The organism is Pseudomonadota bacterium (assembly GCA_018817425.1).
Lineage (GTDB): Bacteria > Desulfobacterota > Desulfobacteria > Desulfobacterales > RPRI01 > RPRI01.
On sequence record JAHITX010000051.1, the window covers coordinates 1 to 11,807 of the forward strand.

The following is an 11,807-nucleotide window of genomic DNA, read 5'->3' on the forward strand; positions in this document are numbered from 1 at the left end:
CTTCTCACAAATGATGAGCAAAGATTCAGCAATCGAAACAAGACATTCCTCCTCTATCGTAGATTTGTTATATGCCTTTAGAGAATTTCTGAAATCAGATAATCTCTCTTTCATGTGTTCGTCTAAATTTCTAACCATTTTTTAAGATTTAACTCCTTTCCTAGTGCCGGAATCTCGCCCTCGGCCTTTTTTCCAAATGGCACCGCGAAACCAAGACGTAATTCTGATTCGCCCATATCTAAACCACGATAATATACACGGCCCAAAAGCCGGCCATACTTGCCAACCCGGTTTTTTCGTTGGACCCCGATTTGGACTTCCTGATTTAAAATTTGGTTTTCGAGCCATTGTTGAGCTACCTCTCCCCCGGCATTCATTTCCGGAGCGTCAATATTGACAAAACGAACCGGAAAATCAAAATCCCGGAATGTTGTTCGTAAAGTAATGGTGTCCCCGTCATGAACCTTAATGACGGTAGCCACGAAATCCTCTGTTATCTGAGGAACGGGGGACATCAACCCAAATTCGGCAATTTGGGCATTTGTTAATTCTGGATAGTTTTTATAATCATGCTCCATTGATGAAATCCTGCGTTTTTTGGTCGCGAAGGATGCTAAGGCCCCTTAGTGCAGCATCCCGAAGGATATTAACCATGTTTTCGGCTGTTATCCTGGTTGTATATCCTGACATATCGTAAGTTATTACATAAATGGCTGCCAGATCTGAGGCTACCTGTTTAAGGATCCCTTTTGTATCTGCATTCAAAGCAGCATAATTATCGGAAAAGTTGTATCTGCACACGGAGTTTATGATGCTTTCGACTTGTGTCATGTAATCATTCACAAATGCCTCATCTTTGGAAGCAGCCGAAGCATGAGCACCCGCTTTTCTTAATACTTCGGCAGTCGTTGCAAAAATACCGGAATCGACCATAAATAGAGGCCATTGACAAGATACTATTTAAACATTATCAATTATAAGTTGTAAATTGGGCATAATTAAAACTTAAAGATTTGCAATAATATCTTACGGCGACCCACTGGACTGTCCAGTGCTTAATATAAATACAACTTCAAGCCCCGCTCCTTAGTGCACCAACAAGCCCTGACCAAACCTTCGGTCAAATGGCTATAGTCGCCAAATATTTTTAAGTTCCTGGTGCCTAACTTTGAATCGCCATACTGAAAAGTGATAGATTTTAAGCTGCGAAGTAAATCAAGGTCAGAAATCAGCTCAAGGCGTCCCGTTTCCATTAGCATTAATACATTGCTATAGAGATCCTCTTTCAATATGCCACGTTTTTTCTCTTCTCCCTGAACTTCTACACGCTTTGAGGCGTTATTTATACCCATGACCTTACGCCCTAGTTTATCATGCAACACATCCAACACAGAACCACCAACACCCGAATCGTCTATAAATATCTTTGCGAAATGGTAATCTTTATCAATAATCTCAATCCGAGCAATCGTATCGGTGGTCGAAATTCGGTCAGTAGTAAATGTTTTCACTATTTTTAATTTATTATTCAGTAATTCACAGATTACTAGAGCGTTTTGGTCGCCGCCATATCTCGCAATGTCTACACCGAGATAATAACGGGCAGATATATTGTAATCAAGCTTCTTGCTCCAGGAGATGAAGGTCATACATTTCTTGATTAAATCTGTAGAAAAAAACTGGTTCCACTCATCCGTAAATTCGCCCAAGTACTCTTGACGATACTGGGCTTTCGTCATTCGCTGTTTTTCTTTCTTCAAAAAATCCCTAGGAATTCTTGGGCAATCTTCACTGCTGACATGAAAAGACTTAAAATCTGGGTCAGTAAAGGAATTGAAAAAATAGCCGCCTTTGCCAAAAGGAGTAGAAAGAAGAATAATATAACCCATACCCCGGCATTCCCGGGAAACAGCAATCATGGGAATTACCGCATTCCAGACTATCTCCGGAATATAAGCTGCTTCGTCAGCTATCAATAAATCAATACTGAAACCTCGGATAAAATAACCTGTTCGGCCAGCAGGTAATGAATAAATAACAGAACCGTTCCTTAAAATAATCTTGGTCAAGGTTGGACGTTCAGCATACCAATCAACCCCAGAATCCCGTAATCTATCAAAATTACCGCGAACCTTGTCAAACAAAAGAGATGACTGCCGCTGACTGGCGGCAATTACAAGAGTGACAGTGCCAGGGTTCTCTATGGCAAATTTGGTCGCTTTGGCAGATATTACCTCAGTCTTACCAACTTGACGGCCTGTCCGAAGTGTAATATTGCCATCATGATCCAAAACTTGCTGCTGCCACTTGTCCCACTTAAAGACCGGTAAATCGCTCTTAGTCATAATCTTCATCATCATTGACACCAAACGGCTTATCTTCAGCCTTTAAGAATTCTACTTTCTTTTCAATTGCAGCATACAATAATTTTACTTTCTCATAATACATCCATGCAGCCCGGAGTTCGGTTCGGGTTTCGTCCAAGGCGTCTATCCAATCGAGTTTGTCTAGTTTCATGTTATTTTCCTCCAGTTTTTATATAAAATATATAATAAAAATGTTCCAAGGGGTGGATGTTTAAACACTCATCACCCTTCAAGATTCGCTACGTCATAACAATCATAATAACCATGGATACTATGCTTTTGCCCCCCGGCGGGGGGCAGGGGGGGGCGTTGATTACACCCCCCGGCGGGGGGTAGGGGGGGCGTTGTAATAAAGGGGACGTCCCCTTAAAGATACTGCCTCAGCAGACAAATAAGCGAGCTAGTATGAGGCCTGACCAGATAGGCAGGCCGGAATCCCGATAGAAGACCATATAGTCTTATCGGGACCAATTTACCCAGGATATGTGGAGACAGTATGGCCCTTAAGGGTCTACTGCGGAGCATGGCCTGGGTTTTGTTTTGTGTGTTGGTCTCTATTTTTCATCACCCGTTATGTCGTAGTTTGTGAGGCTTATATAACGCCTTCCCTTGGCTTTTATCCAGCCTAGGTGCTTTAGAGCCCTTCGATTATTTGCCACTGTCCTGGGGTCTGTACCGCACTCATACATGATGGCACGCCTAAGCTGAAGATTAGAGATGGTCAATACATCCGGAAACTTCTTCCGAATACGCCACATGACCCTTTCAAGGGTGTTAATCGTAATCTATGTACTCCTGGACACGGGTCTGTTTCTGGTCTGCTATCTGGTCCATGATACGGGATGCGATGGCCTTTAACTTGGGCCTATATGTCGGAGGCTTGAGCCTTCTTACGTGCCGACGTCTTATCAACAGGGCTTTATTTATCATTTTTCACTCTCCGGCCTGGGCCTTTATTTTCAAAAATCATATCTTCAAATACCTCCTACAAATCTCAGCAGTCTTTTTTTGGTTCTTTTCCCCTACTTTGCTACCACCTTTCAAAAAAGCAGCAGCAGCAGCAGCAGCACCAGCAGCAGCAGCACCAGCAGCAGCAGCATAAGAAGCAGCAGTACCAGCAGCAGCAGCAGCAGCAGCAGCATCAACATCAGCAGCAGCAGCAGCACCAGCAGCAGCAGCATAAGCAGCAGCAGCACCAGCAGCAGCAGCATAAGCAGCAAAAGCACCAGCAGTAGCATCTATTAATTGCTTTTCAGTGGCTTTACCTTCACCAAACTTTATGGCTACATCTACAGAATCCCTACTCCGTATATCTTTCATCAAATGTCTAACCGTATTGGCACAATGACCTTTCGCAAGAGTAAGCTGCCTTATCTTCGTAGGATGCAATTTTTGATACAACCACAACATCCAATCTCCTCTTTGACATTTAGTCCAAGCTTCCTGCATTGTCATATTCCCTACAAATATTATAGCCTTTGGACAAGATCTTAAATCAATTAGCTGCTGTTTAAAATTCATTCTAATACGCTTAATTTTCATTTTTCACTCTCCGGCCTGGGCCTTTAAATTGTCAATAACCTTGAACAGGAGCTGAGTATGTTGGGAAGTGGCTATTGTTAATCTGTCCAATTGTTCCTTCTGCTTGGATAGGTTAAGACGTAAATCCATACTATTGGGGTCAGTGGTAAGCATATCTATAACATTCTGAACATTAAACAGAACCTTAGTCTTATGCTCAATCCGGAGCCCGAGCTTCTTTTGATAGACCTTGAACTGTTCTACCAAATTGTCTAAAGTGATGCACTTAACACCATCTAGCCTGAGATTAGTATAATCACGATTAAATTCAATAGTCTTAACAGATATTTGGCGATAACTAAGTATGGCCTTGGAATATTTATTTATCTGCTCCTGGAAATAGCCGGCCATTAGGCAAATGCTGGAAATATTGAGCGGAAAGTCACTGGATAATCTTAATGTGCACCGTCCTGAATTGGTAAGAATAAACTCTAAGTTGAGTAAATTCAAACTATGAGAGGTCTGGATGAAAGAGCCGGAATAAGAAGGGATTACCCCCGACAAGACGCAATTATGGAAGTTCCAGGACCGGAGCTCGGAGAAAGGAGAGGAGGGGGGGGCGTCCCCCCATTCAAAAACTTTGTAGAGCCCCCTTATTGCCTTTTTTATGTTTTTCAATTTTGGCAAAATTGATTTGATTGTATTTACATTTATGCCAGTTTGCCGCCCTAGCTCCTTAGGAGTGATTCCTTCAGGATAAGAGTGCATCACTTCTAGAATTTTTTGTGATTTCTGATTAAAATTATAGGTACGAGTTGAAACTTTAAGTTTAGTTTTCATTTCGGAACCGCCTCAATTGGAATTAGTGAATCTATGTCTTTTATTGGAATAATGACTTGTTTATTGAATTTGTCAAGCCCTAGATAGTGAGTACTGGTCCTTTTAAAAATAGTTAAGGTGATTATGCGACCATTGTTTGTCCTGATTTTGACAATTTCCATTTTCTTTTTCTTTATTGATTATCTAATGTCGTAAACCAATTACCAGCATAACAAATTATTTCGATGCAATGAAGATTTGTTGTCAAGGCCTTTGTTGCGGCCCCATCTATGGTATAAGCACCTGAGGGGTCAATGGTCAGAGTATTAGCAGCCCCATACTTGATTATTCTATATACTGTCCCATTCCTAGCTGATGTGTCGGGAAGATTAAGGGTTCGATTGGATGCAGCAGTATTGATGATTAAAAAATAATCGTCATAAGTTGCTGTATAATTGGCAGATTTTATGGATGTTGGTACTCTGAGACCGCCCATATATAAACGACCGTTAGAATCTATAGTCATTGAGCCCCAAGTATGCGTATTAGTCCAAGTATGGGCGATTGATTGGTCAATTTCAAAATCAAGCGTGTCTGTGGTGATGTCGCCCTCGATTGTTATTGAGCCATCAGTTGATATAAAATTAAGTGCGTCTGATTCTCCGCTGGCTGTAGGGATGGTTCCGGTAATGGGGACAGCTGTTTTAAATATATTTTTGACAGGTAACAGTCCCCAGTCAGCAGTCGCTGGTCCGGTGACTGTTAAAACCGTACCCGTAGTTATCGCTACGGACTCGATGGTTGTATTTTTTATAACATTATGTTTATGCAGAGTATCAGCATTAGAAGCATTTGTTAATGTTTTAAAATCTGGATGGTCTATCTCTTTGGTCGATATAACCTTAGTTTTTATATGGGGGTCGATATTTTCTCTCGGATTATCATACCCAGTATTACCCGGTAACGAGAACTTGACCTTTTTGGAAGGTTTAAAAGCATTTGAGAGTTTCATTGTTCTTTTTCATTTTCTTTATGATTGCCTACATAAACCCAGGGTCTGTAATAATGTAATTACATTATCAACCGTTTTTCCTGTACCTGTGGCTAGAATTTGTTGCACAACAGGGGTTGCATTCCAAAAACCAATTTTTTGAATGGTTGCAGTACCAAGTTTAACTCCTGAACTTGAGCCAAATGTGATTATAGTTCCGTCTTGAACTGCCATGCTATTTAAAGTATTTGCTCCCCAAATATCCCCGATATGGATTTCTTTTACGACTAAAGCGTCTTTAACTTCAACTCCCAACTTATTTCACCTTCTTATTTCCGGATTCAGCCTTTACAGGCACGACTATCTTGTCTTTAGGCTTGAATTCTGCCCATAATTCGGGAGGTATATCTTTTTGTCTGCCCAGATCCATCAATCGGATAAATTCCTTACGTCTGTTTTCTTTTGACATCTTCTTAAGACCCTTGGAGGAATATTGCAACTCCCTGCGAATTTCCATTCGGAACAACAATCAAAGTGGAGGCTGCATTAGTACCCAAGGCGGTTATAATAGCTCCGGTATCGGAGGAACTTCCATTATAAAGTAGTGTTGCGGCGACCATTTAAATTCCTGTGATCTTGCATATTGCGTCTACATTAGGGACTTGAATCTGTCCAACTTCCCAGGACCTGACAGTGGTTTTTACGCCAGGATCCTTAATAGTCACAGTTGTAAGACCTACAACCTGCTTCCAAGTCAAAGCCTCTTTAGCTATCACTATCTGACTTCCGCCTTCAGTAATTACATTTGAAGAAATTACAGTCAGATTCAATAATCTTCCAACAACACCATTCCTTGTGACAGCATCAGTATAAAACTGGCCGGCATTTCGGATATTGGCATTCCCTAGCAACTCACTCAAATTTGTAGGATGGAGCAATAAATAGCCATTACTGTTCGGATTATAATTATCAATCTCAATCAACGCCTTTGCACCCAAAATATCCTGGATAGGGTCTCTATCAGCAATGACCGCATTATTCCAGGTTGCATTAGCTGCATAAGTATTTCCAGCCAATGACAGAATAGCAGCAGCAATGACGGCATCTGAGGATTTAGTGACTGCTCTAGCAATACGGAGCAAAGTGCGTGCAATCATAGGAACATTATTGGTCCGTTCATCTTCCCAGGATATGATGCCTTCCATACCAAATTTATTATTTATTCCAGATACTGCGGTCCAGGTGACTTCACCATACGGAAAATTGGCTAAACGTGGAATTCCGGCGACATCAGAACCAAGACCACCAACAAGGTCGGCCGCGGTTTCTTTATAATAAGTTTCGGTCCAGGAATTACTAGATTGAATCATACATAATTGCTTCATCTTGTATTCCATCAATGCAAAACCAGTAACTACCTTAGATACATTTTCAGCCCTAAGGTCCGCTTCACCAGTTGAATCTACCATTTTACTTGTTCACCCTTACAGCTGCGACTTCATCATTCGCATGAGCTTCCAAACATTGACCAACTGTAGAACCTTGCAAAAGGTCGTTTGCATCTGCAGCTTGAATCATGTTAGCAGTGGCAGAAGTGGCACAAATAGCACCTACAGCCGTAACACCGGCAGCAGCAGCAGTAATATCAAAAATGCCATCTGTATAAACAGCTAATGACACTGAACCGTCATTTATAACTTTTTCAGCAGCAGCAATGCCAACAAAAGGAGCGTCTGCGGCTGCGGTATGTGCGGCGGCAGTTCGAGGATTGGAAACAATCATAAGCGCGCCTTTTGCAATACCAGCAGCATTAGAAACGGTATATCTTATCGGTCGTCCACCATTAAATAATTCAATTATTACGGCTTCGTTTGCCATGAAATCACCTTTCTTTGGAAGCACCCAGGGATTCAACTATTTAAATCTTCTGATTTCCAGTCCCAACAATTGCCGCAAATGCTCATTTCAGCTCTGGCAGTACCCATGACAAACTTCCGAATATTACCGCACTTTATACAGCGTTTAACTACAAAAGTGAAATCATCCGAAGAGGGATTCATAACCAGTACCTTCAAGAAGTTTCTTAGCACTTTCCAAGTCTTCCTGCTCTTTGGTCTTGGGTAGTTGCCCTGCCACAGAGCGGCCACCTAACATCTGCTGGATGATATTTTGTTCTTGAATTTTCAAGAGGCGAGCCAGTTCTTTGTTCCCTGCTTCAAGCCGTTGGGCGGCCTCAGTGGCTTTTTCAATAAGAGAAGAGGCCGAAGCCTCTCCTTGTCCTTCTGGGGGATGGACCTGTGTCTTGGGTGGTGCATTTTCTACAGGCCCGGGGATAGAAGGAGTTTTAGTTTGGTTTGGCATTTTTCACCTTTTTTTCAACTGGGGGCCAATAAGGCATAACGAAGTAACGAGTTTGTAGCCCGGAGCCCTCACGTTGGACCATGACAGATTTACAGTCGGGTATTTTATTTAAAATCGCTTTTATGCCACCGAGTACGATTCCAGGCACACGATAACGGGTGCCATCCGCAACAATATATTTATACGTGAATTGTTCGCCATCAGAACTCGTGGCGGTGTCTTCGAAGATTTCTACATCAACAGGGACATGATCCAAATCTGCGATATTCTTAGTTTGTGGTGGCACATAATTATTTGCTTCAGTTTTCAAATTCATTTTCGTTTCCTCATATCAAGCCAAACGTCAAAGCACTCGGCCTGCTGTTTTCATTGATTATCTGCTGTTGTATTCTATATTCTGTCCAGAAGTTCTGGATTGCCTGCTGGTCGGCCAGTTCTTGTTTTCTTGTTTTTTCCTTTTCTTTCCTCCAATATTCGCCCTGTTCTAACATCCAGGCACGTTCCATATCGATTTTTTGTTGATTTGTTTCCAGAGATTGAACATTGTAATAATCAACATCACTACGCCCAATGCCGCTTTTTGTTATCTCTGTTTTTACCGCCTCTTGATTATAATAATCTACTTGGGCTTTTTCTGAGGCTTTAATTATAATATCATACCTTAATCTTTGTTGATTATAATAATCGGTGTTATTCTTAAAATCTGCGTTTTCCCTGTCGCTGATTCGTTGATAATATGCTTCTTCATCCTCACCATTCAATTGTTGATGTTCCAAATCATTCGCTACAGCATTAAGAACTTTTGCGCCCATAGCGTTACCCTTGATTTTTTCCCAGGAGCCTTTAATAGGGGAAAAAGGAGTATAATATAAAAAATCCCAGGCGGAAGATTCTGTGATTTCTGATATTGCGTCCGAAGCCTCATGAACAAGGGTCCAGTTGCCGGTCCGCCGAGCGTTGGGAATAAGATATTTATTCATAATCATAGTGGGAGATTCGGGGGCTTCAGCTCTACCCCAAAGGCCGAACCCGACGGCAGCAGCCCCAAGAGAGATATATGCGGCCCATTTGCCAAAAAACTTTAATCCCTTTGAAGTAAAATTTTTTTTTAATATATTATCGGCCATTTTCAAAGTAGCTGTATTGAGCTGGTTCGATACAATCTTTCCGGCTGATGTGATAGTTGATTTAGAGGGAATCTGTCCAATATTTGCAACACAATCGGACATAAACGAAGCTAAGGAATTACTTTCAATTAATTTAATCATTGCCTTAGTCTCGGCTCTTGCAATTATAGTGCTCTCGGCCAAGCCAATTTTTCCTAAAGTTGATCCAAAACGAGCCATAGGACCGACAGGCATAACAGTAAATAAGTCTTCTGCTGTAATAGGTGCAACAGCACCACTCTGGAGAACAGTATCCTTGCCATCTACAGATAAATGATGATTAACTCCTGTTATATCAACATATTGCAAAGAACCGTCAGGGGAAAAAGACACATCTCTAGCACCAGGGGGAACACCCGAAACCTTAGGGGGAAAATTGACAGAACCTTCTGGTGGCTCTACTGGCCCCTGCTGTAGTGGTTGCTGCTGTAAGGGTTGTTGTATAGACGTAATCTGTGTATTTTGTCGTTGCATATCTCCAGGTTTCAAATCTTTCATAACTTCGCCTGAAGATGTTAAATTTACTTGACCTGGAGATGGAGACTGAGCCTGAGGCAAAGGAGGCCTCGCCTCACGCTCAGACCTATATTTATTCCACTCCTCAACATTATAGGGATTTTCTTTAGTTCCTTTTTTTGCCATTGGACCCTTCAACTAGAATACACAATCGGCTTAAAATCTTTGTGTTTTCCTTGATTGTTTTCGTACTCTGATAAAACATAAGCAAAAATGCTACAATAGGAAAACCAACTGTACTTATAGCCGTTTCAACGTCTAACATCAATCTTTGCCCTCCAACTCTGCCGTTGTATCATTCGGCTGTGATGCCTGCATATCGGGAGCCTTGGAATTATCAGAGATTAACTCATTCTGTAGACTTGCGGGAAAAGTTAATGCAATCTCAAGATTTAATTGCTTTAAAACATTCTCTTCAACAAATAATTGCTCAGATTTTACGGATTGCTCAAACGAAAGATATACAATTTTTCCGCTGGCATCAGTAAATTCTTTTGCATTACCGACAATTATTTGAGGGCAATTAACGGCTTGAAAAAAACAATCATTTAACCAATCAATCCAGCTTTGCGGATTTAGAGTAGCATTTCCGGCCGTTGAAACTATCTCAGGGACTACCACGCCTTTGGGGACATACATATTTTCACCGCTGGCTCGAGCTCCGTCCATTTTTGTTTTAAATGCCGCAATCTCTGCGACATCATCAGTATCAAGATGAAATATCCAGAGAGGGTCAATATTTCTATGTAGTACCCGTTTCCAGTCACTCATAGCCTCATTCCTTGCATTTATTATCCACTTGACTGAAGGAATAATGGAAATACCGTGAATCTCATCAGCGAGCCTTTTGCGAGACAGATGAAAAATTTGATTTGGTTTAAATTTTTTATTTGGTTGTTTGTTCTTCATTACTTGCTCATAGCGGATTATCTGCCCTTGGCGATTAATCACAATCATAATACAGCTGGGGTCTAGTGGTTTTAAATTAATTAAATATCCCAAACTATCCCGGATTATTTCTGCAAAGGAATCGCCGCCGATAATATAACCACGAATTAAATTATCAAGAAGAGTATTAAACGTATCCTTTCCCTGGCCATTCATAGATTGTAATAAAAATGTAGTCATAGGGTCAGCGGTAAAACCAGCCCCTATGGTCCAGACAGCCTTAGCATCAATAGCCACCTGAAGCCCCGGAATTTCTTTATAATATCCCAGATTTTCGCTCCAGTCGGTCATTTGCCAAGTAGTTTCTTTCTGGTCGCTCTGTCCGTCGGTGTCTTGAGGATTGACTGAATAATCAATCATCGAATTTGTCAAATCTGACGCAATCGAACTTGATATTTTTGTTTCGGGCATAATACTCACTCCAGATTAACAACGGGCATCCATAACTTTAATTCTTCGCCCGCCGTTTGAGGATTCATATATAAAACTACATTGCCATTCCCATTATTGTGGCCTACGGCATTTAATCGTAATACGTGACCTACCCCAAATAATTTACGGGAAATGTCTATCCTGACTTTTCCAACCATAAGAGTATCTACACTTTTGGCGACGGTTTCGCTAGTGACAGTTCCTAAGGCCGTTTCTGTAACACCATCATAATGATAAACAGTAAAGACAATGTAACAGGCACTCGCTCCAGCGGCACTATTAAGCCCAAAAGTAAAATCCAAAATAGCCTGGCCTTGAAAAATAGTAGGTTTATTTATTGTAATATCATAGTCAATATCAAAAAGGGTGGCGTGCTGAATGTATATCATCCTGGAATTACCGGAATCGCGATTCATTACATAATCCCACCCTGTACTATCGTAAACATCAGTACACCAATAGAGCTGCATACTTCGGCCTGCTGTAGCGTCCGAGAAGTTCTGCAATATATTATTGTTGCCTGGGTCGGTTATTCCGTCAGTCATATTAATAAATCTTTTTGCTGATCTTCTCACAAATGATGAGCAAAGATTCAGCAATCGAAACAAGACATTCCTCCTCTATCGTAGATTTGTTATATGCCTTTAGAGAATTTCTGAAATCAGATAATCTCTCTTTCATGTGTTC

At 41.2% G+C, this 11,807-nt stretch carries 17 protein-coding genes; all 17 read right to left on the reverse strand.

What is annotated here, in order from left to right:
- Window positions 1-122: 122 nt before the first annotated feature.
- Window positions 123-578 (reverse strand): thermonuclease family protein, encoded by a 456-nt coding sequence (locus KKC46_09370; protein ID MBU1054025.1) that lies wholly within the window; start codon window positions 576-578, stop codon window positions 123-125.
- Complete coding sequence (locus KKC46_09375) at window positions 568-933, reverse strand: hypothetical protein (GenBank protein ID MBU1054026.1); 366 nt, start codon at window positions 931-933, stop codon at window positions 568-570. Before KKC46_09375 ends, KKC46_09370 begins: the two co-directional genes overlap by 11 nt.
- A 122-nt stretch (window positions 934-1,055) precedes the next feature.
- Window positions 1,056-2,345, reverse strand: coding sequence for a terminase family protein (locus KKC46_09380; protein MBU1054027.1), 1,290 nt, complete (start codon window positions 2,343-2,345; stop codon window positions 1,056-1,058).
- Window positions 2,338-2,517, reverse strand: coding sequence for a hypothetical protein (locus KKC46_09385; protein MBU1054028.1), 180 nt, complete (start codon window positions 2,515-2,517; stop codon window positions 2,338-2,340). The genes KKC46_09380 and KKC46_09385 overlap by 8 nt, the downstream gene beginning before the upstream one ends.
- Before the next feature lie 623 nt (window positions 2,518-3,140).
- Complete coding sequence (locus KKC46_09390) at window positions 3,141-3,296, reverse strand: hypothetical protein (GenBank protein MBU1054029.1); 156 nt, start codon at window positions 3,294-3,296, stop codon at window positions 3,141-3,143.
- A gap of 36 nt (window positions 3,297-3,332) precedes the next feature.
- A complete protein-coding gene (locus KKC46_09395) occupies window positions 3,333-3,908 on the reverse strand; it encodes a hypothetical protein (GenBank protein MBU1054030.1) in 576 nt (191 codons plus the stop codon).
- Between the two features lie 3 nt (window positions 3,909-3,911).
- Entirely contained in the window at window positions 3,912-4,727 is an 816-nt protein-coding gene (locus KKC46_09400) for a hypothetical protein (GenBank protein ID MBU1054031.1), read from the reverse strand.
- A 172-nt stretch (window positions 4,728-4,899) separates the two neighbouring features.
- Complete coding sequence (locus KKC46_09405) at window positions 4,900-5,718, reverse strand: hypothetical protein (protein MBU1054032.1); 819 nt, start codon at window positions 5,716-5,718, stop codon at window positions 4,900-4,902.
- An 18-nt stretch (window positions 5,719-5,736) separates the two neighbouring features.
- Window positions 5,737-6,012, reverse strand: a complete 276-nt coding sequence (locus KKC46_09410; GenBank protein MBU1054033.1) for a hypothetical protein — start codon at window positions 6,010-6,012, stop codon at window positions 5,737-5,739.
- Window position 6,013: 1 nt separating this feature from the next.
- Window positions 6,014-6,166, reverse strand: coding sequence for a hypothetical protein (locus KKC46_09415; GenBank protein ID MBU1054034.1), 153 nt, complete (start codon window positions 6,164-6,166; stop codon window positions 6,014-6,016).
- A 151-nt stretch (window positions 6,167-6,317) separates the two neighbouring features.
- Window positions 6,318-7,166: a hypothetical protein gene (locus KKC46_09420; GenBank protein MBU1054035.1), complete on the reverse strand. Its 849-nt coding sequence runs from the start codon at window positions 7,164-7,166 to the stop codon at window positions 6,318-6,320.
- Between the two features lies 1 nt (window position 7,167).
- The gene (locus KKC46_09425; GenBank protein ID MBU1054036.1) at window positions 7,168-7,575 is read right to left on the reverse strand and encodes a hypothetical protein; all 408 of its coding nucleotides are present in this window, start codon (window positions 7,573-7,575) and stop codon (window positions 7,168-7,170) included.
- A gap of 162 nt (window positions 7,576-7,737) precedes the next feature.
- Window positions 7,738-8,058 carry a hypothetical protein gene (locus tag KKC46_09430; protein ID MBU1054037.1) on the reverse strand — a complete coding sequence of 107 codons (321 nt, stop codon included), beginning with the start codon at window positions 8,056-8,058 and terminating at the stop codon, window positions 7,738-7,740.
- Window positions 8,042-8,374: a hypothetical protein gene (locus KKC46_09435; GenBank protein ID MBU1054038.1), complete on the reverse strand. Its 333-nt coding sequence runs from the start codon at window positions 8,372-8,374 to the stop codon at window positions 8,042-8,044. Before KKC46_09435 ends, KKC46_09430 begins: the two co-directional genes overlap by 17 nt.
- 10 nt (window positions 8,375-8,384) lie before the next feature.
- On the reverse strand, window positions 8,385-9,866 hold the full coding sequence (locus KKC46_09440) for a hypothetical protein (GenBank protein ID MBU1054039.1): 1,482 nt from the start codon (window positions 9,864-9,866) through the stop codon (window positions 8,385-8,387).
- A 138-nt stretch (window positions 9,867-10,004) separates the two neighbouring features.
- A complete protein-coding gene (locus KKC46_09445) occupies window positions 10,005-11,099 on the reverse strand; it encodes a phage portal protein (GenBank protein ID MBU1054040.1) in 1,095 nt (364 codons plus the stop codon).
- 5 nt (window positions 11,100-11,104) lie between these two features.
- Window positions 11,105-11,665 (reverse strand): hypothetical protein, encoded by a 561-nt coding sequence (locus tag KKC46_09450; GenBank protein MBU1054041.1) that lies wholly within the window; start codon window positions 11,663-11,665, stop codon window positions 11,105-11,107.
- Between the last annotated feature and the right edge of the window lie 142 nt (window positions 11,666-11,807).